21 protein-coding genes and 5 tRNA genes are annotated in these 25,202 nt (G+C 32.0%); 6 read left to right on the forward strand and 20 right to left on the reverse strand.

The features are described from left to right. The 11 genes from V9L04_RS09335 to V9L04_RS09385 all read right to left on the reverse strand — a co-directional run bounded on the left by V9L04_RS09335 (position 1) and on the right by V9L04_RS09385 (position 6,446). Positions 1 to 71 (reverse strand) — tRNA-Trp (locus tag V9L04_RS09335). Positions 72 to 77: 6 nt separating this feature from the next. Then, positions 78 to 149: transfer RNA gene (locus V9L04_RS09340), tRNA-Gln, on the reverse strand. Positions 150 to 163: 14 nt separating this feature from the next. Next, a tRNA-Asn gene (locus tag V9L04_RS09345) sits at positions 164 to 235 on the reverse strand. 121 nt (positions 236 to 356) lie between these two features. Continuing rightward, positions 357 to 429: transfer RNA gene (locus V9L04_RS09350), tRNA-Glu, on the reverse strand. A gap of 6 nt (positions 430 to 435) precedes the next feature. Then, positions 436 to 509: transfer RNA gene (locus tag V9L04_RS09355), tRNA-Ile, on the reverse strand. A 147-nt stretch (positions 510 to 656) separates the two neighbouring features. Then, entirely contained in the window at positions 657 to 1,445 is a 789-nt protein-coding gene (locus V9L04_RS09360) for a heavy metal-associated domain-containing protein (protein WP_338793822.1), read from the reverse strand. Between the two features lie 41 nt (positions 1,446 to 1,486). After that, positions 1,487 to 4,048, reverse strand: a complete 2,562-nt coding sequence (locus tag V9L04_RS09365) for a multicopper oxidase domain-containing protein (RefSeq protein ID WP_338793823.1) — start codon at positions 4,046 to 4,048, stop codon at positions 1,487 to 1,489. A gap of 77 nt (positions 4,049 to 4,125) precedes the next feature. Continuing rightward, positions 4,126 to 4,446 carry a four-helix bundle copper-binding protein gene (locus V9L04_RS09370; protein ID WP_338793824.1) on the reverse strand — a complete coding sequence of 107 codons (321 nt, stop codon included), beginning with the start codon at positions 4,444 to 4,446 and terminating at the stop codon, positions 4,126 to 4,128. A gap of 72 nt (positions 4,447 to 4,518) precedes the next feature. After that, positions 4,519 to 4,983 (reverse strand): DUF305 domain-containing protein, encoded by a 465-nt coding sequence (locus tag V9L04_RS09375; protein WP_338793825.1) that lies wholly within the window; start codon positions 4,981 to 4,983, stop codon positions 4,519 to 4,521. Positions 4,984 to 5,090: 107 nt separating this feature from the next. After that, positions 5,091 to 5,669: an AraC family transcriptional regulator gene (locus V9L04_RS09380; protein ID WP_338793826.1), complete on the reverse strand. Its 579-nt coding sequence runs from the start codon at positions 5,667 to 5,669 to the stop codon at positions 5,091 to 5,093. Positions 5,670 to 5,819: 150 nt separating this feature from the next. After that, positions 5,820 to 6,446, reverse strand: a complete 627-nt coding sequence (locus tag V9L04_RS09385; RefSeq protein ID WP_338793827.1) for a hypothetical protein — start codon at positions 6,444 to 6,446, stop codon at positions 5,820 to 5,822. Between the two features lie 261 nt (positions 6,447 to 6,707). Here V9L04_RS09385 and V9L04_RS09390 point away from each other — a divergent pair, with 261 nt between their 5' ends. Next, positions 6,708 to 8,237 (forward strand): TIGR00341 family protein, encoded by a 1,530-nt coding sequence (locus V9L04_RS09390; RefSeq protein WP_338793828.1) that lies wholly within the window; start codon positions 6,708 to 6,710, stop codon positions 8,235 to 8,237. A gap of 86 nt (positions 8,238 to 8,323) precedes the next feature. Here V9L04_RS09390 and V9L04_RS09395 read toward each other — a convergent pair whose 3' ends face one another. Continuing rightward, positions 8,324 to 8,779, reverse strand: a complete 456-nt coding sequence (locus V9L04_RS09395) for a hypothetical protein (RefSeq protein ID WP_338793829.1) — start codon at positions 8,777 to 8,779, stop codon at positions 8,324 to 8,326. Between the two features lie 230 nt (positions 8,780 to 9,009). Here V9L04_RS09395 and V9L04_RS09400 point away from each other — a divergent pair, with 230 nt between their 5' ends. After that, the gene (locus V9L04_RS09400; protein WP_338793830.1) at positions 9,010 to 9,501 is read left to right on the forward strand and encodes a sigma-70 family RNA polymerase sigma factor; all 492 of its coding nucleotides are present in this window, start codon (positions 9,010 to 9,012) and stop codon (positions 9,499 to 9,501) included. A gap of 55 nt (positions 9,502 to 9,556) precedes the next feature. Further along, positions 9,557 to 10,147, forward strand: a complete 591-nt coding sequence (locus V9L04_RS09405) for a hypothetical protein (protein ID WP_338793831.1) — start codon at positions 9,557 to 9,559, stop codon at positions 10,145 to 10,147. A 67-nt stretch (positions 10,148 to 10,214) separates the two neighbouring features. Here the strand turns inward: V9L04_RS09405 and V9L04_RS09410 are convergent, their stop codons facing one another. The 3 genes from V9L04_RS09410 to V9L04_RS09420 form a co-directional block, all read right to left on the reverse strand. Beyond that, positions 10,215 to 11,036, reverse strand: a complete 822-nt coding sequence (locus V9L04_RS09410; protein ID WP_338794192.1) for a C4-type zinc ribbon domain-containing protein — start codon at positions 11,034 to 11,036, stop codon at positions 10,215 to 10,217. 252 nt (positions 11,037 to 11,288) lie between these two features. Next, positions 11,289 to 12,104 (reverse strand): SDR family oxidoreductase, encoded by an 816-nt coding sequence (locus V9L04_RS09415; protein WP_338793832.1) that lies wholly within the window; start codon positions 12,102 to 12,104, stop codon positions 11,289 to 11,291. 44 nt (positions 12,105 to 12,148) lie between these two features. Continuing rightward, on the reverse strand, positions 12,149 to 12,628 hold the full coding sequence (locus tag V9L04_RS09420) for a MarR family transcriptional regulator (protein ID WP_338793833.1): 480 nt from the start codon (positions 12,626 to 12,628) through the stop codon (positions 12,149 to 12,151). 385 nt (positions 12,629 to 13,013) lie between these two features. Between V9L04_RS09420 and V9L04_RS09425 the strand changes: the two genes are divergently transcribed. Then, on the forward strand, positions 13,014 to 16,058 hold the full coding sequence (locus tag V9L04_RS09425) for a bifunctional acetate--CoA ligase family protein/GNAT family N-acetyltransferase (protein ID WP_338793834.1): 3,045 nt from the start codon (positions 13,014 to 13,016) through the stop codon (positions 16,056 to 16,058). 285 nt (positions 16,059 to 16,343) lie between these two features. On the opposite strand, the gene V9L04_RS09430 is transcribed toward V9L04_RS09425, so the two are convergent. After that, a complete protein-coding gene (locus tag V9L04_RS09430) occupies positions 16,344 to 16,859 on the reverse strand; it encodes a hypothetical protein (protein WP_338793835.1) in 516 nt (171 codons plus the stop codon). A gap of 99 nt (positions 16,860 to 16,958) precedes the next feature. Further along, a complete protein-coding gene (locus V9L04_RS09435; RefSeq protein ID WP_338793836.1) occupies positions 16,959 to 17,927 on the reverse strand; it encodes an acetyl-CoA carboxylase carboxyltransferase subunit alpha in 969 nt (322 codons plus the stop codon). An 881-nt stretch (positions 17,928 to 18,808) separates the two neighbouring features. Between V9L04_RS09435 and V9L04_RS09440 the strand changes: the two genes are divergently transcribed. Continuing rightward, positions 18,809 to 21,298 carry a GEVED domain-containing protein gene (locus tag V9L04_RS09440; protein WP_338793837.1) on the forward strand — a complete coding sequence of 830 codons (2,490 nt, stop codon included), beginning with the start codon at positions 18,809 to 18,811 and terminating at the stop codon, positions 21,296 to 21,298. A gap of 186 nt (positions 21,299 to 21,484) precedes the next feature. Further along, positions 21,485 to 21,964: a hypothetical protein gene (locus V9L04_RS09445; protein WP_338793838.1), complete on the forward strand. Its 480-nt coding sequence runs from the start codon at positions 21,485 to 21,487 to the stop codon at positions 21,962 to 21,964. 93 nt (positions 21,965 to 22,057) lie between these two features. On the opposite strand, the gene V9L04_RS09450 is transcribed toward V9L04_RS09445, so the two are convergent. The 3 genes from V9L04_RS09450 to V9L04_RS09460 all read right to left on the reverse strand — a co-directional run bounded on the left by V9L04_RS09450 (position 22,058) and on the right by V9L04_RS09460 (position 25,001). Continuing rightward, positions 22,058 to 22,357 (reverse strand): type B 50S ribosomal protein L31, encoded by a 300-nt coding sequence (locus V9L04_RS09450; protein WP_338793839.1) that lies wholly within the window; start codon positions 22,355 to 22,357, stop codon positions 22,058 to 22,060. A gap of 189 nt (positions 22,358 to 22,546) precedes the next feature. Next, on the reverse strand, positions 22,547 to 23,182 hold the full coding sequence (locus tag V9L04_RS09455; RefSeq protein WP_338793840.1) for a hypothetical protein: 636 nt from the start codon (positions 23,180 to 23,182) through the stop codon (positions 22,547 to 22,549). A 481-nt stretch (positions 23,183 to 23,663) separates the two neighbouring features. Then, positions 23,664 to 25,001 (reverse strand): tetratricopeptide repeat protein, encoded by a 1,338-nt coding sequence (locus tag V9L04_RS09460; RefSeq protein WP_338793841.1) that lies wholly within the window; start codon positions 24,999 to 25,001, stop codon positions 23,664 to 23,666. Positions 25,002 to 25,202: the final 201 nt, after the last annotated feature.

A 25,202-nucleotide genomic window follows, 5' to 3' on the forward strand; every position in this document is an offset into this window, starting at 1 on the left:
CACGTTCTAGAGGAATCGAACCTCTCTTTTCGGTTTTGGAGACCGAAACATTACCACTATGATAAGAACGTAGTTTGTTACCTCGTCAAGATTCGAACTTGAAAAATCAGACTCAAAATCTGATGTGTTACCAATTACACCACAAGGCAATAGTTATTTTTTGCGAGAATGGTAGGTTTCGAACCTACGACCAATTGATTAACAGTCAATTGCTCTACCACTGAGCTACACTCTCGTTTTTTGTGGGAATGCTAGGATTAGCTTCGCCAGATACTTATTTCGAATCTGGAAAGTTTCACAACTCCAGATTTACAGTCTGGTGCAGATTGCCATATCTACAAAGTTCCCTTTTTTTGTACTCCATAAGAGATTCGAACTCTTTTTATATCTTAGAAAGAGATATGTGATAACCAATTACACTAATGGAGCAAATTGTAAGATTAATAGGATTCGAACCTATGACCTTCTGCTTATCAGACAAACGCTCTAACCGACTGAGCTATAATCTTATATACTACTACAAACCTCTCTTCAGTTTTTATAGTTCCTGACAGTTTAAAAATTTCAAAAAAACACCTTACTAGGCTTTGCTAATAAGGTGTTTAATTATTGTCTCACTAATTTGAATCAAATGTACTTCGAAGTTCTCTTCAATTTTAAACCACAAAAAGCATCACTACAGCCATTGCTACCATTGATAAATCTTCAATAATCGTAACGGTACTCATTGGCAAATTAAAAACATCTCCCAAACAAGCACATTTGATTTTTTTCTTATCCAAATTACTTTTTATAACACCAATACTACTAATTCCCAAAACAAAAATTGTAATTAGATTGACATAGAAAGGAAAAATATTGATTAAATAAGCAATACCTAAAGTAAGTTCGACAAACGGATAAATCAATCCCCATCCTTTCCATTTTGCTGCTACGATGTCATACATTTGGTAAGAGTTTGCAAAACCTTCCAAGTTAAGGAGCTTGAAAAATGCAAAGACAATAAAGAATCCAGCCATAAAATGACGCATTAAAAGCATTCCTGAAAAATCAGTAAACGGATATTGAACCAAAATACTTGTTCCCAAAATAAAAGCAACAATCAAGAAGAGAGGTTTGTAAGTAGAAAATGATTTGTTTGGTAAATCTATTTCTTCACTAACAACAGCATTCGGATTTCCTTTTATTTCTTCAAAGATTATCCCATCAGTGTTATTTTTTTCTATAATTCTATAATTTCCTATTTCAGAGAGTTTTTCTTGTAAAATATTTGTCAGAATATCATCTTCAAAATAAATTTTTCCATCAGCATTTTCTACGCTAATTTCTGCTTTTTCTATTTCAGGGAATGCCTCTAAAGTCTTTTTTACTTTGGCTTCACAGCCTTTACAGGTCATTCCTGTAATTTGATATTCTTTTATTTGAGTTTTTTCTAAAGTATTCATAGTGGTTTCGTGTTTAGACCCAAAGGGCTTTAATAAATTATTTAATACATAATCTGCAAACCTGCTCCCCATTTATAACGGTTGTCATAATTAGCAGAAAGCGCAAAATATTGTCCTAAGATATAACTCGTTCCTATTGTATATCTAAATTCATCTTGATTGATAAGATACTCTACACTTGCATTTGCTCTCCAACGTTTGGTAAGAGGAAAATCTTCTCGTTCTAGTTCTACTTGAAAATTTCCTTCGTGATCGGCTCTAAAATCTGACCATACGTGCATCGGTAAAAAATATCGAATACCAACTAATCCTTTCATTTTTGCATCTGTAATAGGTTGGTCGTCGCTTGTTCTGTTAATTTCTTCTTGTTCAATTTCTGTCCCTAGATAAGCCGTAAAAAATTGTTTTGCTCCAAAATAATGCATTGCTTTTGCTTCTACTTCAAACTCTTCGGTATAATTTGTATTTCCTTCTATACTTATTTCATTTCTGAAATTAAAAATACTTGCATCTGCCCAAAGTCCGTTTGTTTGTCCTGTTAGGTTTGCCATTGCATACCATTTTTTATCTTCTCTAGCAAAACGTCTATAACCTGCTTTTGTAGTAATCATTGGTGTAGTATTTTGATAATTTACTACTCTAGCCATTCCAGACATCATGTGATACAACAAATGACAATGAAAAAACCAATCTTTTTCCTCAATTGCATCAAATTCTATAATTGTCGTTTCCATAGGAGCAACATTGACAGTATGTTTGAGAGGAGCAAAATCGCCTTGTCCATTTATAATTCTAAAAAAATGTCCGTGCAAGTGCATTGGATGGCTCATCATGGTTGTATTGTGCATCACAAAACGAACCGTTTCACCTTTCGTTATTTTTATTTTATCAGCTTCTGAAAGTGGCGTATTATTTATCATCCAGACATAACGCAACATATTTCCTCCTAAATACAAATGAACAATTCTGACAGGTTTTTCTTCATTTTGTTCACTTATTTTGGTAGAATTTGGAGATTTTAGCATTGTATAATCAAAAATAGTTTCGTCAGGATTCTGTTCTTTGAGTTGTTTGTAACCTGTCATCATTACACCAATTGGTTTGAGTATAGATTTCATCATATTTGCTTTAGGGTCATCTTTGCTCATCATCATTCCTTCTTTTTCTGCCTCATGAATTTTTCCTTCTTGCATTTTCATGTTGTCATGATTCATTCCGTCATGATTTTGATGATTCATTTTTGAAGTGTCCATTTCCATTTTATCATGCTTCATTTCATTATGGTTCATCTTGTCATGATTCATTTTCTCACTTTCGTTATTCATTTTCATTCCTCCATGTTCCATTTCCTTATTCCCATTTCCCATTTGCATTCCCATTCTATTCATATCTTCCATCAAAATATCGTGGTTGGTAGGAGCTTTTCCATTTGCATAAAATCCATTTTCCATTCTGTTTTTGGGAGCTTTACCCATCTTCATTTTGGGCATCATTTTCATCATGTCTTTCATTTCGTTTACCAAAGCAAAATAATCTAATGGTGGTAAATCAGTTGCAGCTTTTTGAGTTGCATTTTTGTCGCCTAACCAAACCGAAGTGTATTTATATCTATCCCACGAAGTAGCACGAAATTCATATTTTTTTGTGTCAGAATCAGCATTTTGAGGAATTGTAACTTCAATATCATAGGTTTCAGCCGTTGCAATGAGTAATTTATCTACTAGGGTAGGCTCAACATCAATTCCATCGGCAGCCACAATTTTCATTTTACCACCTGCGTAATGCAGCCAAAAATGAGAAGACGAAGAACCATTTATTATTCTAAGACGAATCGTTTCTCCTGCTTTGAGATTTTCTACTTCTTCTTTTATTTTTCCATTTGCCAAAAAAGCATCATAATATACATCTGCTAAATCCATATCAGGCATTCTTTTCCATTCTAACCACGCTTTTGCAGCCAAATTTCCTGTTGCAATCGCTTTTCCATAACTCTGAATAGCATTTCTTTTGATGGCATACCAATCCGTATGACGCTTTAAAAGGCGAATTACATTATGTGGATTTTGGTCTGTAAAATCTGAAAGAACAATTACTTTTTCCTTCGTTTTTATAGGTTCTTTGGGCGCAATAGAAATTCCTCCATACAATCCTTTTTGTTCTTGATACATGGTGTGAGAATGATACCAATATGTTCCGTTTTGAATAATTGGAAATTTGAAAATATGCGTTTCTCCTGCTTTTATAAGTTCGGTTGTCAAGAGTGGAACTCCATCATATTGATTAGGTAAAATTAATCCATGCCAATGAAAAGAAGTTGTTCCTTTTGTATTATTTTTGACATAAATAAGTGCAGTGTCTCCTTCTACAAATTCTAAAGTAGGCGCAGGAATTTGTCCGTTTGTAGTAAGCATTTTAGCTTTTTTTCCTGCAATTTCCATAACAGTATCATTTACATTGAGATGATAAATGACTGTTTTGTTTTGAATTTTACTATCCTTTTTTTTGGTAGAATGATTTGAATGTTGAGAATGTTCGTGCTGTGCTTCTGCATTTTGAGTAAAAAGAAAAGTAAGAAATAAAAAGAGTAGTATTTGATTTTTCATAATTGTTTTTTAGTTTAAAAAATGGTGGAAAAAACCCTAAGGGACTCTGAAGACCCTTAGGGTTTGGGAACTAAAAATTAAGCTGCCATTTTACGACATTCTTCGGCACATTTGCGACACGATTCTGCACATTTTTTACAATGTTCGTGGTTGTGTTGTCCACATTGTTCGGCACACCAATCACAAATTTCTGCACAGATTTTACAATACTCTTTTGCCCACTTGCTATTGTTTATCATTGCTTTAATAGCAACTTGACACGAATCAACACATTCTATGCAACAGCGAGGACAGTCATTCATACTTTCTTTGGTTGCCATTTGATACAAACAACTTTGGCAATCGATAAGACATTGTTGGCAGGCTTCGATACATGATTGAAAATTTGAATTATTCATAATTTTGGGGTTTTGTGAGTTAAAAATTTAGATTAAAAAATCGTAAAGGGGATTTTATTTTTTTAATGAAAATTATTCTACTACTTCAAGCAATTTTTTCATTTCGGCAATTTCTTTTTCTTGTGCCTTTATAATTTCTATTGAAAGCTCTTTTACTTCTGAATTTTTGAAAGTAGCATTTTCACTAACTAAAATAGCTGAAGAATGATGAGGAATCATAGCTTTCATATATTGCTCATTAGAAATAAAGGTTTGAGTTCTCAAAAAAAGCAAAGCTGTTATGAAAATAGAAACACTCAAAAAGACAATTCCAATATTGAGTATTTTGTCTTTGTACATGTCATTCATAAAAAACAGTTTCAAAATTGCCATTGGAGAAACCATCAGCAAAGTCATATACAAACGAGTATTGCTTAAATAAATATGATTTAGCTGAGCTACATTCAGAAACATTACGCCATACATAATCACAAATGAAGCAGTCAGCATCAAAACAAATTTGATATAAGGTTGGTAAGAAGAAGAATGCTTTTGCATAAAAATGAAGTTTAAAAAGTAGAATAATTGGTTTCTACTTTATTAAACGCTACTAAAGCCACTCAGTTTTTCAGAATTTTGACAAAAATTTATACTATTTTGACTTATTATTGTAAAGCATCTATTGTTTTACGTTTCTCTGAAATATTTTTTTGATAATAAGAAGGAGTTTTTCCTGTTACTTGCTTGAATTGTGTAGAAAAATGAGAGGTGTTTTTATAATATAAAAAGCTCGCTATTTCATTTATTCTATACTTTTTGAGAGATAAAAGTTCTTTGGCTTTTTCTATTTTTTGTAACACAATATATTTTTCTATAGTCATATTTTCAGAGGTAGAAAAAAGACGACTCAAATACGAATATTCGTGATACAGTTTTTGAGAAAGATATTCAGAGAAATTGATATTTAATGGTTTTTCTGAATAATGAATTTGATTGATAATAGCTGTTTTGATAGAGTTGATAAGGCTTTTTTTATCTGACTCTATCAATCGTAATCCTATTTTTTGTAATTCTTGCTTTAATTTTTCTTGTTTTTCTGCTGAAATTTCTGTGTTTTCAATAAGGTAAATTTTACCTAACTCTACCTTTTCAAAATCAATATTTAGCTCTTGACATAGATTTTCTACTGCCAGTACACAACGTGGGCAAACCATATTTTCTATATCTAAGACAAATTTGTTCATTCTTTTTCTAAAAAAAAGTAATCTATAGGAAAGAAGTAAAAGAGAGCTTTTTGTGTGAAAAATATCTTCATTCAGACTAAGAAATCTGAACTACTTATAATCTACAACTTAAATTAGATATACACTCTCAGTACTATAAATGTTTTTATTCTAAAAACTAAGCGCAGAAAGAGCAAGTATAAGAAAACCAATAGCAAGAAGCGATAAAAAAGCCAAAATACCTCCAATTAATGCTAAAGTAATGGTGTGTGATTTATGATAAAGTGTTGTATCATTACTTGCCACAACTGAAATACCAATAATACTTGCAATAAGAGAAACAACTAATAACCCTATTGCAAAAGGGACTAAAAAACTAAAAATAGCATACATAGTTGCAAAGAAAAAAGCTGCTACAAAAATACCTAAAGCAAGTAAAGTGGCAAAAAAAGACAAATAAGCAGCCCAATGTATTTTTGGTTTTGTATTTTTGATTCCTACTTTTTTATTTGCTTTATTTATTTTGCGTTGTTCTTTAAGAGCTTTCCAAACTGTTTTTCTCAATTGCTTTTTTTGTGTTTTGGCTATTTTGCGTTGCTGTTTTTTCTTTATTTTTGAGTTTGGCTTATAAGTCTGCTTTTCAGTGTTTACTGTTTTTTCTGTAGCAGAATTATGTTTCTTTACAGTTGATTTAGGTTTTTCAGAATAAGAACTAGAAGAGTATTCAGATAAAAAGTGAGCTTTCGTAGTAGTAGTGAAACTCAAGAATAGAAATAGAAAAACAAAAAAATGGTGCATAATTGAAATAGTTTAAAAAATGAAATAACGAAAAGGCAAAAAATGAATCATCAGAAAATAAAAATAATTGTTTTTTCTGAGATTATTCAAATTTATGTTCTCAAAAAAACAGAAAAAATCTTTATTAGAAAAATAATACTTGTTAGAAGCCTAAAAACCAACTAAATTTCGGTTCTTAATTAGAAAATAGTATTTTAGAATCTCAAAATAGCAAGAACTCATTATAACACAACGATTTATAAATTAGTAAGTTATTTTATTATGAATGAAGAACAAAATTCTACTCCTAAAAGTGATTACGATTCAGAAAGTATAAATCATGGTTATCCTGAATGGCAACATGGTTTTCGTGATTCGTGGAACTTTATTAAAGATTTTTTCTTTCGTCTGACTCACTTGGCTTCTGACACAGATTATGTTGGAACAGTAAAGAGCATTAAATCAGGTGTTGTTTTGGAAGGTTCAAACCTTTGGGTGTTGATTTGTTCGGTCATGATTGCCTCTATTGGTCTTGATTTGGATTCAGCTGCTGTTATTATTGGAGCGATGCTTATCTCTCCCTTGATGTCGCCTATCTTGGGAATTGGTTTGGGTGCTGCAATTAATGATAGAGAAACATTAATAAAATCGGTTCGAAATTTTTTAAGTGCTATTATTCTGACTTTAGTAACAAGTGTTGTTTATTTCAAAATTACTCCTCTAGGACTTCTGACAGACCAAATGCTTTCTCGTACAGAACCTAATTTATTAGATGTTTTGGTTGCCTTTTTTGGTGGTTTGGCGGGTATTATTGCAGGCTCTCGCACAGAAAAAACCAATGCCATACCAGGGGTGGCAATTGCAACTGCTTTAATGCCTCCTTTGTGTACTGCAGGTTTTGGATTAGCAACAGGAAAATGGGATGTTTTTGCAGGAGCATTTTATTTGTTTTTCATTAATGCTGTCTTTATTAGTCTGTCTACCTACATGATTGTGCGTTTTTTGAAGTTTCCGTATGTGGAGGTTTTAAATCCTGTTTTGGCAAGACGAGCAAGACTTACAGCGTATGTTGTTCTGACAATTTTACTTATTCCGAGTGTGATGTTTTTATTCAGAAAACTGACAGAAAACTTCCGTAATCAGCGTATCGCTACTTTTATTACTCAGAATATAAATCCAAATTATGATTTGAATTCGGTACAATGGAAAGTAAAACTAGATTCTACCAATATTTATAGGCTTCGTGTGATTAGTTTTGGAGCAGGAAGTTATATCAATTATGATTCTTTGCTTAGCCTAGAAAAGACATTTAATGATGAAGTAAAAAATTCTTGGAAACTTACAGGTTTTGATGCAGAAGATAGCATTCATATTGAACTTGTTCAGTCAGAAGAACCTGCCGATTCTGAAACTCGTGTCGAACGTACTGTGATGAACAATGCAAAGCGTTATATTGAGATAAAATTTAGAGAAGAAATGGGAACGTATAAACAAAAAGATGAAATCATAACAGGAAAAGACAAAGAAATAGAAGACCTAAAACAAGAGCTTTTATATGCGAGAGGAGATACATTGCCTTTTGAAACTATAAAAAATGAACTCAAAGCTATCTACCCAGAACTAAAAGAAATTGGTGTGGCTAGAGTAAGACAAACTAATTTTGAAAATGATTCTTTGGCATTTATGTTATTGGTAAAATGGGAAGGCGAACCAGCAAGAAATAAATATACACGCAAAAAATATGAAGACCGTTTGAAGAATTTTATTAATGTAAAACTCAAAGACAAGAAAATTGGAATTATTAATTATTGATAAGAGAAGTTGTTTAAGAATGGATTTATAGGTGTGTTTGTTGGTGTCGCTACGCTCAAACACCAACAAAGGCTGATTATTAATTATTAATAATACAATCTTCGCTCAACTATTTTTTGAGTTCTATTTTCTAAAATAGTAATATAAACATAACCAATTGCAAAAAAATGACTAACTCCATAGATATAAAAATAACCCACAACACCCAGTAACCACATCATATTAAAAGTAAGGGCAACTAAATATCCTAAAATACCAATAGCTAAATAGGCTAGAATAGCAAAGGTGTAATTTTTACGAAGTGCATGAGTTTCATCAGAATAGTTTCCCAAAATTAAATGCAAAATATTCATTATTGGATTTGTCAAACCCAAAACTGCTAAAGCTAAAAGAGGAAAAAGAAAAGCAAAACTAAATTCTGATAAAGCAGAGATTTGCGAACCCAAAAAAGTCAGTCCATAGCCACCAAAAAGAATTACTAAAAAAAATAATTGAATAACTAAGTCTATTCGTAATAAAGGTTTTTTGTAAGGAGAGACCATAATTATACTATTTGAGATTAATTTTAAATTGTTTTATAGTTTTACTAAACGAAGAGAAGATATAGAAGTTTCACTTCTTTCAAAAAAAAATGAAAGTTTGTAAAAATAGTTATTTCTTTAACTTTAATTACTAAACTGATTTTATAAATTTGTACTTTAGACGTTCTATTTTGAATGAATTTTATTTTATCTATTCTCATTCTCACCAAAAATAAACCTTCTTACTCATTTTGGAAAAAGATTTTGTAACATTTATTCAGAAACATCAAGGTATCATACATAAAGTATGTCGCATGTATTGTGATTCTGAAGATGATAGGCAAGATTTGTTTCAAGAAGTTTTGTTCCAACTTTGGAAATCCTATCCAAAGTTTAGAGGTGATTCCAAAATTTCTACGTGGATGTATCGTATCGCTCTTAATACAGCAATTGCACGTCTACGTAAAGTCAAACGTAAACCTTCTGAATTTTCTATTTCAGATTCTACACTACAATTTCCTGATACTCCGACAGATACTGAAAAAGAAGAACAACTCAAAAATCTTCAACTCGCTATTCAGAAATTATCAAAAGTAGAAAAAGGAATCATCATGCTTTACCTAGAGGAGAAAAGCTATGATGAAATTGCCGAAATTATAGGTATTACCAAAACAAATGTAGGTGTGAAAATCAATCGAATAAAGAAAAAACTCAAAGAAACATTGGAAAAATTGCCTCAATAGACAAAAAATCACAACTATAAAAAAATCATTTTATAAAAGATAAGTACAATCTAAAATGGATATAGACAACCTAAAATCTACTTGGCAAGCTCTTCAAACACAGCCAGAACCTGTTCTTGAAAATGAGCAAATTAGAAAACTGCTGAGAGGAAAAGCAAATGATAGCATTTCTAAAATCAAACGCAGTATTTTGATAGAAGCAGCATTTGTAGTTGTATTAAGTGTTTTTTTAATGTTTAATCAACAATGGTTTTATTCGCCTTTTGTTATTCCTTATTTGGGCTTTGTAATGGTGCTTTCCCTAATTTGGTACACTTTCAAATATCTCAAAATCAGAAAGATAAATTTACAAGAAAATCTCAAACAAACTCTAAATCAACTCATTTCTACACTAGATTTGTACCTAAAGGTATATTTATATGGCTCATTAGTATTAGGTGTTTTTGCTGCCATGTTGCCCTTGCTTTGGAAAAATGTATCTTTTGAAGATTTTACTTTGACTAGAGTGCTTTTGATTGTGATAATTGCTTTAGTTGCTGTTCCTGCATATTACTTTGTGATAAAATGGTATATCAAAAATTTATACGGAAACTATGTGGAAGAGCTAAAAGAAGAATTAAAGGAACTTGAAGACTTAAAAAACTAAATAAAAAAACTCCTATTCTGTCAAATAAACAAAATAGGAGTTTTTGCTACAAAAAATAATACTAGAATTATTTTTCTTTGCTTGCAGCTTTTTCTTCTGCTTCTTTTTCTTTCTTAGTAACACGTTTACGGCGAGTAGTACGTTTTTTCTCTACTACTTCAACAGCTTCCACATCAGCGAAAACACGTCCACAGTGTTCACAAACTACTAATTTCTTTCTTTCTTTAATATCAACTTGACGTTGTGGAGGAACAATATTAAAACAACCACCACAAGCATTACGCTTTACATTAACAACAGCAAGACCATTGCGAGCATTTTCACGAATACGCTCGTAAGATAAGTATAAGTTATCAGCAACATTTTTTCTACGTTTTTCACGCTCTTTCATTAATTTTGCTTCTTCTTCTTCACTTTCTTTTACGATACCTTCTAGCTCATTTTTCTTGTTCTCTAAATCTTTTTTACGCTCTTCTAAGGTAGCCGTTGTTTCTTCGACTTGCTTTTGTTTGCGTTCTATTTTGTATTGTGTATCTCTAACAGCTTTTTCAGCAAGACGAATATCAAGTTGTTGATTTTCTATTTCACGAGCAATGGCTTGAAATTCACGGTCATTGCGAACGTCCATTTGCTGTTCTTCGTATTTTACGATTAATTTTTTATGATCTTTAATAGAATTATCTTGTGTTGCTTCAAGGTCGTCTAATGATTTCTTTTCAGATTCGAATTTTGCAATTCGTGTCTGATACCCTTCTATTTCGTCCTCCAAATCTTGGACTTCTTCGGGCAAATCGCCTTTTATCTTACGTAATTCATCTAATTTAGAATCAACTTCTTGAAGTTTTACTAGGGCATCTATTCGTTTGGCTACTGGAGTAGGTTGTTCCATAAAATCGGTTTGGGACTCAGGTGATTGTAGAATGAGTTTTGGAATATCTTTCATTCAAATCTAATTTTAGAATCAGAATTGAATGAAAGACAATGATTTGCAAAGGTACGTTTTTTTGTTTAATAAATGAAATTGATAAAGATGCTTTATTTTTCTAAAAATGATATTAAACACAGAGAGATGGCAAAGAATGCAGAAGAATAAAAATATTGTTTATTGTGTTTTATTTTCGCAGATGCTTATTTCCTAACTTTACTTAGGTATTTCGCCTTCTTTTGCAATAGCATTCAAAACTAATTTATCCATAAAAGAAGGAAATAATTTATTCAAAAAAACTGTCATTTTACCTTGTAGGGTCAGTATTAAAATGTTTTTACGTTTTTTAGTAGCTTTCAAAATATGGTTGGCACACTCTTCAGAAGTCATCATTTTACCTTCATCTTTGGGCGAATCACCTTGTGCTCTGCCATCTTGTAAAAGAGCTGTATTTCTGATATTAGAAGAGGTGTAACCAGGGCAGGCAATCAAAACATGTACGTTTTCAGCCTTCATTTCTGTTCTTAATGCTTCCAAAAATCCCTGCATTGCAAATTTAGAAGCTGAGTAACCCGTACGAGCTGGCAAACCTCTAAATCCTGCAATAGATGAAATTCCTACTATTGAACCTTTTGTTTTGATAATATGAGGAATACAGTATTTAGTAGCATAAACAGTTCCCCAAAAGTTAATATCCATTAAGCTTTTCAAAACTGATAAATCTAAATCTTTGAATAAAGCACGCATCGAAATACCTGCATTATTTATCAAAATATCTATTTTTCCAAATTTTTCAACTGTCTTTTCTGCTAATTCTTTATTATCACTTTCCTTACTGACATCTAGCTGAAGAGGCAAAACTTCTATATGCTGATTTTCTAAAAAATCTTGTGCTTCTTTTAGTTTTTTACTATTTCTACCTGTAATAACTATTTTAGCACCTTCTTTTCCAAAGGCTTCTGCACAAGCTCTACCAATTCCAGAAGTTCCTCCTGTAATAATAACAACTTTATTATCGAATGTTTTGCTCATATTTGTATTTAGAATTTTTTGCAAAATTAAGAACTTTATAAATATTATATTCTTCCGTGCAAACGGTCAAGACAGTGCATAAGTTTGGCAAGCAAATCGTCTTTTTCTTCCTCTGTAAAATCATTCAATAATCTCATATTTGCATTTTCTCTCAATGGAGCAACTTTTCCAATAGCATCCTTGCCTTTTCTTGTCAATACCAATACTTTTCGACGTTTGTCTTTTGGGTCTTTGTCTTGTTTGATTAGTCCTTTATCTGCTAAAACTTGTATTAGATTTGTAATATTAGGACGAGAAACATTCAATGCTTCAGCAATGTCAGAAGCCAAAATTCCTCCTTGTTGAAGGCGTTCTTCAGCATAAGGAATATTTTGATCTCCTTGTACATACAAGAGAACCATCCACTGCTGAGTAGTTAAACCAATGATGTTAGTGAGGTTTGAGCCTTTTTTGAGCATTTGCGCAGCTATTTCAATTATAGCAAGCACAATCGATTCATTGTTTGTTTTCTGAATTGTAGTCATTTTTTTGGTAGTAATTTGTTAATAATTAATTTACACGTTTTTTGTACGGCAAACAAAACTTATTTGCAAAAATAGCGTTTCTAACTTTATAAGTAGTAAAAGCAGTCAAAAAATTCAAAAAAATATAACTTTAATTGAATAAAATCTGAGAGTAACTATATTTACCTATAAAAAATGAGCGTAAGGTTTTTTCTATTTGATTTAAAAAAAAAGTCTTAATATGACTAAGGGTCATTTTTTAACAACTTTTTATAAAAAAAAGGAGCAAGTACACAGTGGCAACCAATTAGATTTGGTTTCTTGATAGGAATACAAAACATACACAAAACACTCACAAATAGCAATTTTCATTAATTTTTATCTGTTTACATTACATTTTTTACAGATGCCTGTTGTATATTTGAGTAATAAAGATTCGAAAAGGAAAGAAGTTAAATCATCACAATCATCTCAAAATAAAATAAATATTTTTGAGATAAATAATACTAAAAAATCAAATTCTTTTCTACCTTTAAAAAGAAATTATAATTACCTAGCCAATCAATTGGCTATCGGAATCCAAACTGTCATGCAGCATTCTTTTCAACGTATTTTAGAACGAGTTTTGGAAGGTATTCGCTCTTGGGGCGAAGGCGTTTCGGCGCATCATTTTCATCCTTCTTACGATAAAAGTAAAATGGAAGCTCTTTTTCATCCCAAAACTATTGCAGTTATTGGAGCAAGTAAAAGAGAGAGCTCTTTAGGAAAAAGATTATTCGAAAACTTAACTTTATTAGATTATAAAGGAGAGGTGTTTCCTGTTAATCCAAAGTACGAAGAAATTAATGGTTCTGTTTGTTATAAAAGAATTGAAGATATAGATGAGTTTATAGATTTAGCAATTATCATTACACCTGCCAAAACAGTTGCCGAAATAATCAGAGAGTGTGGACAAGCCAATGTAAAAAATGCACTTGTTCTTTCAGCAGGGTTTAGAGAAACAGGGGAAAAAGGAGAAGAGTTTGAAGCCGAAGTATTATTAGAAGCAAGAAAATCTGGTGTTCGTGTTATTGGTACAAACTCTATCGGTTTTATACGTCCCCATCTCAATTTGTTTGCTACTTTTTCCAATCAAAGACCAAAAGAAGGAAGTATTGGTTTTGTTTCTCAAAGTGGAGCAATGGGAGAAGGTGTTTTAGATTGGGGCAATAGTCAGAATGTAGGCTTTAGTGCTTTTGTTTCGATTGGTGGAATGATTGATATAAGTTGGGGAGATGTAATTCATTATCTAGGGGATGACACAAGAACAAAGGCAATTGTTTTATATATGGAAACAATTAATTATGCTCGTTCTTTTTTATCAGCAGCTAAAGAAGTTTCTTATTCAAAGCCCATTATTGTACTCAAAACAGGTAAAAGACAACAGATAGAAAATGATAGTTCTAGTCAAGCAGTTTCTCCTATTCGTTTTGAAATAGATGAAGACTTAATTTTTAATGCTGCTTTTCGTCGTTCGGGAATGCTTCGTGTTGATACAATGGCAGAAGTATTTTTTATGGTAGAAGTAATTTCTAAACAACCTCGCCCAAAAGGAAAGAATTTAGCCATTCTAACCAATGCAAATGCGCCAGCACAGCTTGCAACAGCCATGCTCACAAAAGGTGGTGGGCAGTTGGGAAAACTTTCAGAAAAAACAATTGAATCACTTTCTGAATTCCTACCTAAAGGCTGGGTGTATGAAAACCCATTAGATTTACATCAGTTTGCTACTCCTGAACTCTATGAAAAAGCTACTGAAGTTTTATTAGAAGATACAGCTATTGATGGACTTTTGGTAATTCTTGCTCCTCAAGCAGTCAGTAAACCTACTGAAACAGCCAAAAACTTATTGCGTTTTGCTTCTCTCAAAAAGAAACCTTTGTTAGTTAGTTGGATGGGAGGAGACACAACAAAAGAAGGACGAAAATTACTTTCGAAAGCAGGAATTCCTAATTTTCAATATCCTGATGCAGCAGCACATATTTTCAATTATTTGTGGAAATATGCCTATAATTTGAAAGGAATTTATCAAACACCTCGTATTTCGGATTCAATGAAAAAAAATCCACCAAATAGAGTGGCAGTAACTCAAATTATAGCAAATGCAAGATTAGAAGGACGTACAATTTTGACAGAATGGGAAGCAAAGTTGATTTTGGCAGCCTATAATTTACCTATTGTTGATACTCGTTTGGCTCTTTCAGAAGATGAAGCATGGCAACAAGCAAAAGCAATAGGAAAGCCTGTTGTTTTGAAAGTTCACTCTCACTCTATTATTAATAAGAGTGAAGTGGGTGGAGTGCGTCTGTATCTTAAAGAGGAACAAGCAGTTAGAAGTGCCTATCAAGAAATTAAGAAAAATATAGAAGAGCGTGTAAGTCCTAATGAATTTTTGGGGGTAACTGTTCAAGAAATGAACACACATGATTCTATTGAAATGCTAATGGGAAGCAAAGTAGATGTACAATTTGGATCTATTATTTTCTTTGGAAATGGTGGAAAATCATTGCAATATTATCAAGATAGAGCTGTTGCTTTGCCTCCTCTCAATGCTACTTTAGCAAGAAGAGCAATAGAACAAACAACAATTTTCAAAAACCTTGTAAAAACAGAAGATTTACATGAACCTACTTTGATACTTTTAGAGCAATCAATGGTTCGTTTTAGCCAGTTAATTATTGAGCAACCTTTTATAAAAGAAATTTATCTTAATCCAATTTCAGTTTCTCGTACAGAGGGCGTTTCGATTCTTGATGCTGTCATGATTTTACAACCTAATGAAGTAAAAGGAGAAGAACTTATTCGTTTGGCAATTCGTCCTTATCCTTCAGAATATGAAGAAAAATGGATTTTACCAAAAAGTAAACAGCAAGTTTTGATTCGTCCTATTCGCCCAGAAGACGAACCTTCAATGGCAGAGTTTCATAAAAAACTCTCTCCTCAAAGTGTTTATTTTAGATTCTTTCATGCTGTTAGTCTTGACCAAAGAACATCTCATGAAAGACTTTCAAGAATTTGTTTTGCTGATTATGACCGACAAATTACACTTATTATAGAAAAAGAGAAAGAAGAGCTACTAAATACAAATACTACTCAAAACGAAATTATAGGAGCAATCCGAATAATAAAGGTGCATGGAACAAAAGAAGCTGAATTTGGAATGACTATCGTCGATGGTTATCAAGGCGAAGGACTAGGTTTTGAGCTTTTGAATAGAGCTGTCGAAGTGTGTCGTAGTGAAGGAATAGAACTATTAACAGCCGATATTTTGTCAGAAAATAGAGCTATGAAAAGAATTTGTGAAAAATTAGGTTTTGTAATGGAATATAATTCTGACGAAGGAACAGTAAAGGCTTCACTCTATATTCAAAATGTTTTTGATAGTGAAGATATAAATGATGAAGAAGAGTAAGTTGAATATTTATTTCTATTTCGGTCTAGAAATATACTACTGTACTCTACTTTTTAAAAATGCTTTTTAGTTGCAGAGCAACGTTATATAATTTATAATATTCAGACAAAAAGAATATCAATATTGTGTTGCGCTGCAACTTTTATAACTTTACACTTTTACTTTTTTCTACAAATATTTCGTTGCTCTGCAACTTGAATGTCAAAGCAAAAAAAAGTAGAGTACAGTAAAAATATACCACTATAGGGAAGTTTAAATGACGTCTTTTTTTTGAAAGATTGAAAGTCAATTCAAAAACTCATTATATGAATTGAATACTTCATCAAAAATATCTTCTAGTATTTTTTTTTGTCTTTGGATACTCAAAATACAGACAGCTGTATGAGCCAACGTAAAAATACCTGCTAAAATGCCGTAGAGAACATTTATTTTATACAAACTAAAATATAAAGTCATGCAAAGACCCAAAACTCCCCAAAACCAAATAAGTATTCTAGTGAATTTGAATGTTTTGTATTTGATTTGAATAAAACAACCCTTCGAAGTTGATTCAATTGTTCCTTCTGCAATACTCAAAAAATTATTGGGTTCTAGAACTGTTCTTGAGAGGCGAAATTTGTTTTTTTCTATTTTACCTGTAAAACGGTAACGCTCATAATCTTTTTTGCGTTTGGGTTTATCTCCATAAGGTTTTGTTAGCTGTTTTAGATAAGTAAGCAAACGGCTTTTTTCAAAGGGCAAGACATACGTTCGTTGGTTAAGATTCCAATTATGAGAATGAAAATTTTGCAACTTTTTCATTTCGTTTGTATTTGGCGTTAGTTTTAATCCTAATTTATTAGAAACTGGATAAAATCATATACTCATTATTGATATATCTTCCTTTTTTAGACTTCTGTTTTAGCTCGCCTTACTGATTTGTGCTTCTTCAAACTCACCCATTTTAGAGAATTTCTCTGTGCGTTGTTGTTTTAATGTCTTGCTATCTAGTTTTGAAAGCTCCTCTATCATTTCTAAAACGGCTTTTTTTACAATGTGCATTGTTTCTTCTTGATGACGATGTGCTCCACCTAAAGGTTCTTCAATTATTCTATCAATCAAACCAAATTTGTGCATATCTAAAGAAGTAAGTCGTAATGCACTTGCAGCTTGTTCTTTGTAATCCCAACTACGCCACAAAATAGACGAACAAGATTCAGGAGAAATAACCGAATACCATGTATTTTCAAGCATACAAACTCTGTCTCCAATCGCAATACCAAGCGCACCACCCGAAGCTCCTTCACCAATAACAATACAAATAACAGGAACATCTAATAAAAACATTTCCTTCAAGTTTCTAGCAATTGCCTCTCCTTGTCCTCGCTCTTCGGCTTCTATACCAGGATAAGCACCTGGAGTATCTATAAGTGTAAGGATGGGCATTCCAAATTTATTTGCAAGTTGCATCAAACGCAATGCTTTACGATATCCTTCTGGGTTTGCCATTCCAAAATTACGATATTGTCTTTGTTTGGTATTTCGTCCCTTTTGTTGTCCAATAATCATTACAGACTGTCCATCAATTTGGGCAATACCTCCAATCATAGCTTTATCATCACCAAAACCTCTATCTCCGTGTAATTCCACAAAGTCATCAGTTAAGTGAGCAATATAATCAAGTGTATAAGGACGGTCTGGATGACGAGAAAGTTGTACACGTTGCCAACGAGTAAGATTTTTGAAAGTTTCTTTTTTTAAATGAACTATACGGTCTTCTAATAATTTTACAGCCTGACTCACATCCATATTATTTTTGGCAGCAAGACTCTTTGTTTCCTGTAGTTTTTCTTCTAATTCAAAAATGGGCTTTTCAAAATCTAACAACATAGCAATAAAAATAAACGGATTGACAATTAATATAACAAAAGACAATAAGTAAAAAAGGATTAGATCAAAATCTGATAAAATCAACTGCAAATATACTAAAAAAAGAATGAGAATAAATTACTGATATTACGTAGTTATGTCAATCGAATCTAAATTTGAGCATTTTTTTTATTTATGAATGAATTTAACATTGATTTTTTGAAAAAGTAAGTAGAAATTCCACAATACTGTTGCTGATGTTAGCGAAGTGACACCAACAACCAAATAATTTTGTACAACAGACCAACAAGTGAAGTAAAAAATAGAACTCATGTTTACCAATAATTGAGCAAGCTCTTAGCAACTATTTTTAGAGTAAGATGTATTTTTATAAAGTTTAGCTGAGAAGCATTGTTTTTTGTGGTTGCAGCTATCTGTATAATGTCATTCAGTGAGTTATAGAAATTGCTTTACGAGATTAACTAAAAAAAGTTGCGTTTTTATTGCAACCTTGTTGCATTTAGAGGTGTTTTTTGAGAGTAACTCTACCAATTTGAGTACGTTTTTTATCTAAAAAGTTTAAAATTTTGATTTTTTTCAAAAAAATGAAATTTATTTTGGTTAAATTTAGATTATTCAATATAAAATATTATTTGGAATGTTGAGCTATATACGTATAATTAAGAATATTATTTGGTTTAAATGGTTGTTTTTGTTTTAAATATTTGGTTTGTTGTGTTTTTGATGTGTTTTGTGTTGTTAAAAAATGATTTGACAGAATTTTGTTTTTCTAAAAAAGCGTCGTATGTTTGCAACACCTTTCAAGAGTAAGGTTTAATTAAGGATTTAACACAATCTAATTAATAAATTCATTTCCCCTTTAACACTTTTATAGATATACAATGACTTTTACAAAAACAATCAAACACACACTTTTTAGCTTTGGACTCGGCATAGGAATGCTTGCAAGTTCAACATCATTTGCTCAAGATTCACATGGTCACAAAGATGGTCGTTCTTGTACTACAGACCACAACTTAGAGCGTTTGCTTTCTATCAACCCAGAAGCAAAACAAAAAATGCGTAACATCGAAACATTTACGCAAAATTATATTCAAAATCAAAAAAATCAGCGTACAGAAGCTACAGTTTATACAATTCCTGTTGTAGTTCACGTAATTTATAATACTTCAGCTCAGAATGTGAGTCAAGCACAAATTCAATCTCAAATTGATGTATTGAATCAAGATTTTAGAAGAACAAATAGTGATTATACACTTACACCTTCTGAATTTGCTGGTTCAGTAGCTGATACAGAAATAGAGTTTGTTTTAGCATCTACTGACCCTAATGGAAATCCTACAACAGGTGTTACACGTACTCAAACTAGCAAAACATCTTTCTCTACAAATGATGCAATGAAATTTACTTCTCAAGGTGGTAAAGATGCTTGGAATACTCAAAAATACTTAAATATTTGGGTATGTAATATGAGTGGTGGAATCTTGGGTTATGCTCAGTTTCCAGGTAGTGGTGCTGCAAACACTGATGGTGTTGTAATCCTTACTACTGGTTTTGGTTCTACTGGAAATGTAGGTGCTCCTTTTAATTTAGGTCGTACTACAACTCACGAAGTAGGTCACTGGTTAAATCTTCGTCATATTTGGGGAGATGGTGCTTGTGGAGCTGATGACTTTGTAAGTGACACTCCTATTGCAGCAGCTTCAAATGGTGGTTGCCCTTCTTATCCTTCAAAATCTTGTTCTAACAACGGAGGTTTTTCAAGTGATATGTTTATGAACTATATGGATTATACAAACGATGCTTGTATGTATATGTTCACAGAAGGTCAAAAATCTCGTATGCGTGCTGTTCTTACAGGTTTTCGTTCTGATTTAGTTTCAGGTGGTACAACAAATCCTCCAACAACTTCTTACTGTGCATCTAAAGGAAATAGTGTTTCTGATGAGTGGATTGCTGGTGTAAAAGTTGGTTCTTTAAACAAAACAAGTGGTGCTAATGGTGGATATGCAGATTTTACTTCTAATTCTGTAACTCTGTCTCAAGGAAGCTCTAATGCTCTTACTCTTACTCCTGGTTTTTCTGGAACTTCATACAATGAATACTGGAAAGTATGGGTTGATTTTAATAAAGATAATGATTTTGATGATGCAGGTGAGTTAGTTTATGATGCTGGTTCTGCTTCAAGTGCTGTTCGTACAGGAACATTAGCTATTCCTTCAAATGCTCCAACTGGTTCTACTCGTATGCGTGTATCTATGAAATATAATGGCGCACAAACTTCTTGTGAAACATTCTCGTATGGTGAAGTTGAAGATTATACTATAAATATCACTAGTGGTTCTACTCCTTCTTGTGGTGTTCCTGCTGGTTTATCGTCTTCTTCTGTAACAAGTTCTTCATTTACAGCTTCTTGGTCTTCTGTATCAGGTGCAACTTCGTATGATGTTCGTGTTCGTACAGGTGGTGGTTCTTGGAATGTGCTTAATTCTACTTCTACTTCTCTTGGTCTTACTGGTGCAAGTGCTTCTACTCAGTATGAATTCCAAGTTCGTGCAAACTGTTCGGTAAGTAGTGCATACTCTTCTAGTGCTTTTGTAACTACTTCTTCTGCTCCAGTTGTTTCTTACTGTGCATCTAAAGGAAATAGTGTTTCTGATGAGTGGATTCAAAGAGTACAAGTTGGTTCTATCAACAACAACTCGGGTGCAAATGGTGGATATGCTGACTTTACAAATCTTTCTACAACATTTGCTAAAGGAACTGCTTATACAATCACAATCACTCCAGCGTGGGCAAGTCGTACTTATAGCGAAGCATATGATGTTTGGGTAGATTATAATCAAGATGGCGATTTTGATGACTCTGGCGAGAAAGTTTATACTCGTACAAGAAGTACAAGCTCTTCTGTAAGTGGCTCATTCACAATTCCTTCTTCTGCTGCAAACGGTTCTACTCGTATGCGTGTATCTATGAAATATAATGGAAATGCAACTCCTTGTGAAACATTCTCTTATGGTGAAGTTGAAGATTATACAGTAGTAATTGGTAATACAAACAGAATCAATCCTTCTCCAATGGCTTATCATAATGATAAAGCTCAAGATGCTAGAGTGGATGGAACTAAAGATGGAGATGTTGCTTTTGTAGCATTCCCTAATCCTGCAAGCCAAACATTGAATATTCGCTTAGGATACTTTAGCTTAGACTCAGAAGTTGTTATCTACAGTGTAACAGGTGCACGAGTTTTAAATACTACACTTACTTCTCAAGAAACTTCTATCAACGTTTCAAAACTTCCTAAAGGAATGTATATCTTGAGCGTTAATAATGGTCGTGAGATAGAAACAATGAAATTTATCAAAGAGTAACTCAAACTATAATTCAAGTATAAATAAGTAAAATTATTTATCTTTGTATAAAATAAAAAACGCCTAACCTAGTTTATTCTAGTAGTTAGGTGTTTTTTTGCTATAACTTTTGAGTAATACTATTCTGAACATTATTATTTAATATGTTATTCCCTTATTTTCAATCCCCCAATATTTAAAACAAAAATGAAAAAATCAATAAATTATTCCGTTTCTTTTATACTACTATTTTTTATATTTCTTTCTGTTGTAGCGTGTAAAGATGATAAAGAAGAGGTAGCACCTATAATTAGTTGTGAAAACTCAGTTAGTCAAGTTGCAGAAGCAAATGCTATTCTTACTGAAAGTAGCTGGGAATGGGTAGAATCTCGTCGTCAAACAAGAAATGGTGAAATAGTAAGTACGCCAGAGACAGACCAAAAAACGATGTCTTTAGTCTTTAACTTAGGTGCAACAGTAGAAGAACTTGAAAATGGTCAAGCAACAGGAATTTGGGAGTATAGAATAACTGCTTCTTCAGATACTACCTTAGGGGCATTTAGTTTTGTTTGGTTAGATGCAGGAAATACTGATCGTAGTTATTTTGTAGATGTTTGTCCAGAGCTTCTAAAACTGACAGATACCTCTAATAGTTTAATGACAGTATCTACTTATAAGAAGAAATAAAAAAATGAAAATTTTCTAAAAATAAAAAGCCTTCAAAAATCTAAATAATACTTAGAATTTGAAGGCTTTTTTAGTGCTAAAGAACAATAAAGATTACTTTTCAGTAGACTCTTCTGTTGTTTCTGCTTGAGCTTCTGCATTTTTATCAGTACGCTTATAACGACGATTGAAACGCTCAACACGTCCAGTAGTACGTCCAAAGTTTCCTTTTCCACCTGTATAGAATGGGTGAGATGCAGAACTAACCTCTACTTTAACTAATGGATACTCTTTTCCATCTTCCCAAGTGATAGTCTCTTTTGTAAGGATAGTAGAACGAGTCAAAAATTTGTAGTCGCTTGAAGTATCTAAAAATACTACTTCACGATAATCTGGGTGAATTTCTTTTTTCATTTTATAAACAGTTTAATGTAAGAGGATTGCGCCACTTACCCTATAAATTTAATTTAAATTTTTCTAATTAGAGCGTGTAAAACTACAAAACTCTAAAAAACGAACTGCAAAATTAAACATTTTATTCCAAATTACAAGAATCAAAAAGCCTTTAATTCAGTAAATTATCAAAAAATAAGTCTAAAATTACTATTTATAAACCTCATTATAATAACGAATCATCTGTAATAAATCTTCTCTATTACGCAGTTTGTTGTTGTGGTCTATTAAATAAAGTTCCATTACGTCTTTTTTCTTTCCAAAAAGATTCATAATTGCTTCTCTATCTTCCTCTACATCAACAACATTTCCTTCATTATTTAATAAAAAATAATCATCTTCTTGAACTACATAACTTCCTCCATTTGTCCAACCTCCCCACATATAAGGCGAATAGTAACCTACTTGTTTTACTACAAAGTTTTCTCTACAAAGAAGTGTAATTTTGCCTTCAGTCAATAATTCAAAGAAATAAAGGACTCTATAATCATCTTTAGTAATCTGAGGAAGAGAATAAAAATAACGAACCCGTTTTTGAAGTTCGTCCTCAATCCAAAATTGTTCTACTTGTGAAGCATTATAAGAACGCAATTTGTTATCAGGCGTTCGGATAGTAATATTATTTTGGTCTAGGTCATATCTAATACTTCCTTTTATACTTTCTTCTGTAAATAAATAGACTTCTCCTTTGTGCCAATATTCTTTTGAGAAATTTTGTGCAATGACTGTACTTAGAGTCATTTGAAAAATTAGGATAAAAACGGATATATAAAATCGCTTTTTCATAAGGGTTTTATCAAATTAAAAAATAAAAGTGTGCTATTTGCAATATAAACACTTTTTAGTTTAGACAAATTGAGATAAACTAACTATTTTATGCAAGTAGTTTTACCAAATTCTATTTTATGCAGTTATTAACTGATTATACCTTTCTTAATCAAGTTACTACTTTATATTTAGAAGCAAAAAAATAAATAAAATCAGTTTCAGACTACTGCTAAAAAAAGACAACAATTCATCCAAAATACGACTATTAAAATGGATTCATCCAAAAATATCTTACAAAATATAAAATGTTATGTTGATTTAAAACCTGATGACCAAGAAATGTTTTTCTATAATTCGCAGAAGTAGAATAAAAAAAAGGCAGAATTTTTTTATAGCACAAATAAAAAAGCCATTTTTATATATTTAAAATCTGAATGATTTAATTATATAAAATGGCTTTAGATAGTAATAGTAGTAAGTGAAATTTATCTTTAAAATCTTATAGTTCTTCTTCGCCTTCTGTAGCTTGCTGTATTAGTTTTACTTCGTTAGTAGCTGCCATTTTGAAAGGCTGCGCTTGTACATTTGCAAATGCTCTACGAGCAATATCTAATTTGTCTCCATTGCGATAAACTAATCCTAATAAAAACATACAACGAGAATGTTCAATAGGGTCTCTCATCTGAGCAAGAGCTTTCTGAAGTGCTTCAGCAGCTTCTTGATGTTTGTGTAGATGAAAAAGAGTAAGTCCATTTAAGTAAAGCAAATTTTTATTTGCTGAATTAAATGTTAAACCATTTTGTGATGCTTTAAGTGCATTATCGTAATTATCTTTAGAAAGTTCTAGTCGTGCTATTTGCTCATAAATCTGTGTACTGCGTTTCAAATCTTTCTCAAACTTAGCTGATTTATAATAGAGTTCTAGCGTTTTGTCTACATTTGCTGTTGCTTTGTTATCTTGTAAATTAGCTAGAGTAAAATAAGCACTTGCATTATTTGGGTCTATTTTTAGAGCTTGTTGAGCATAGGCTTGCGCTTCATTAAACTGACGAACTTCTACATAAGCCTCTGCTAGATACGCATAACGAGCAGGAGAAAATTCTTCTATCTTATTTTTAAAGTTACCATAGCTTGCCTTTGACCACGTTTTGAAAGCCTCTTCAAAATTATCTAAATGATAGTAAGCATATCCTTTTTGATAATAATAACGAGCATTTTCGCTAGGATGTAAGGTTGTAATTTTGGGTTCAATAGTTTCGATAGCTTCAATAGCTTCTCTATATTTTCCTAAATAATTAGCTACCTGAGATTCTAAATAATAAAGTTCAAGATTTTCAGGAAATTCAGTTTTGGTAATTTTGATTTTTTCATAAGCGGTTGCCCAATTTTTTTTAGCTAAACTTTCTTTAATCACAAAGAAACGATAGAATTGTTTTTTGTCTTTTTCTTGCTCATAACGTGCTGCAATATCATAGAGTTGAGCAGCTTTTTCATTGTCATTCTGATCTGCATAAATTTTGGCAAGCAAAGCATAAGCAGGAGAGTAATTACTGTTTAAGCGAATAACATAACTTAATGATTGCGCTGCTTCTTTTGGCTTTTTGAGTTGGTATTCACATTGTGCTTTTGAGTAAATATAAAGATGATTACGTGGCTCTCTCTGAACAGCTTTGTCATATTCTTGTAAGGCTAAGTCATAACGAGCTTGTTGTTTATGACGCTCTCCATTAGCAAACCAATCTAAACCTTCATGTTGGGCATAAGCGAAGTTAGTAAAAGTAGTAAAACTAAAGACGCTACCTAGTAAAATAAGTGTAAAGTAAATCGTCTTTTTCATAATTTTTTAGTTATTTATTGAATTGATGAGTAGTAGTATTTTATATAGATATTTTTTTTGTTAAAGTGATAATTACAAATAGTTGTTGTGTCTACTTTGTTAAACGAGTAAATCAGGTTAAAAGGTTACCTAAAAATCGGTTTTTATGCTAAAGCACTAAACATTTTTGCTAATAGTTTGATACTTCAAATTATTGTCTGA

The sequence above is a fragment of the Bernardetia sp. MNP-M8 genome (assembly GCF_037126285.1).
GTDB lineage: Bacteria > Bacteroidota > Bacteroidia > Cytophagales > Bernardetiaceae > Bernardetia.

Bases quoted from the DNA above. Each gene is read 5' to 3' on its own strand.
- V9L04_RS09455 (WP_338793840.1), bottom strand. From the start codon at position 23,182: ATGAAAAAGCGATTTTATATATCCGTTTTTATCCTAATTTTTCAAATG.
- V9L04_RS09405 (WP_338793831.1), top strand. From the start codon at position 9,557: ATGGATATAGACAACCTAAAATCTACTTGGCAAGCTCTTCAAACACAG.
- V9L04_RS09430 (WP_338793835.1), bottom strand. From the start codon at position 16,859: ATGAAAAAGTTGCAAAATTTTCATTCTCATAATTGGAATCTTAACCAA.
- V9L04_RS09375 (WP_338793825.1), bottom strand. From the start codon at position 4,983: ATGCAAAAGCATTCTTCTTCTTACCAACCTTATATCAAATTTGTTTTG.
- V9L04_RS09450 (WP_338793839.1), bottom strand. From the start codon at position 22,357: ATGAAAAAAGAAATTCACCCAGATTATCGTGAAGTAGTATTTTTAGAT.
- V9L04_RS09460 (WP_338793841.1), bottom strand. From the start codon at position 25,001: ATGAAAAAGACGATTTACTTTACACTTATTTTACTAGGTAGCGTCTTT.
- V9L04_RS09370 (WP_338793824.1), bottom strand. From the start codon at position 4,446: ATGAATAATTCAAATTTTCAATCATGTATCGAAGCCTGCCAACAATGT.
- V9L04_RS09380 (WP_338793826.1), bottom strand. From the start codon at position 5,669: ATGAACAAATTTGTCTTAGATATAGAAAATATGGTTTGCCCACGTTGT.
- V9L04_RS09415 (WP_338793832.1), bottom strand. From the start codon at position 12,104: ATGAGCAAAACATTCGATAATAAAGTTGTTATTATTACAGGAGGAACT.
- V9L04_RS09395 (WP_338793829.1), bottom strand. From the start codon at position 8,779: ATGGTCTCTCCTTACAAAAAACCTTTATTACGAATAGACTTAGTTATT.
- V9L04_RS09445 (WP_338793838.1), top strand. From the start codon at position 21,485: ATGAAAAAATCAATAAATTATTCCGTTTCTTTTATACTACTATTTTTT.
- V9L04_RS09440 (WP_338793837.1), top strand. From the start codon at position 18,809: ATGACTTTTACAAAAACAATCAAACACACACTTTTTAGCTTTGGACTC.
- V9L04_RS09390 (WP_338793828.1), top strand. From the start codon at position 6,708: ATGAATGAAGAACAAAATTCTACTCCTAAAAGTGATTACGATTCAGAA.
- V9L04_RS09385 (WP_338793827.1), bottom strand. From the start codon at position 6,446: ATGCACCATTTTTTTGTTTTTCTATTTCTATTCTTGAGTTTCACTACT.
- V9L04_RS09425 (WP_338793834.1), top strand. From the start codon at position 13,014: ATGCCTGTTGTATATTTGAGTAATAAAGATTCGAAAAGGAAAGAAGTT.
- V9L04_RS09420 (WP_338793833.1), bottom strand. From the start codon at position 12,628: ATGACTACAATTCAGAAAACAAACAATGAATCGATTGTGCTTGCTATA.
- V9L04_RS09435 (WP_338793836.1), bottom strand. From the start codon at position 17,927: ATGTTGTTAGATTTTGAAAAGCCCATTTTTGAATTAGAAGAAAAACTA.
- V9L04_RS09365 (WP_338793823.1), bottom strand. From the start codon at position 4,048: ATGAAAAATCAAATACTACTCTTTTTATTTCTTACTTTTCTTTTTACT.
- V9L04_RS09360 (WP_338793822.1), bottom strand. From the start codon at position 1,445: ATGAATACTTTAGAAAAAACTCAAATAAAAGAATATCAAATTACAGGA.
- V9L04_RS09410 (WP_338794192.1), bottom strand. From the start codon at position 11,036: ATGGAACAACCTACTCCAGTAGCCAAACGAATAGATGCCCTAGTAAAA.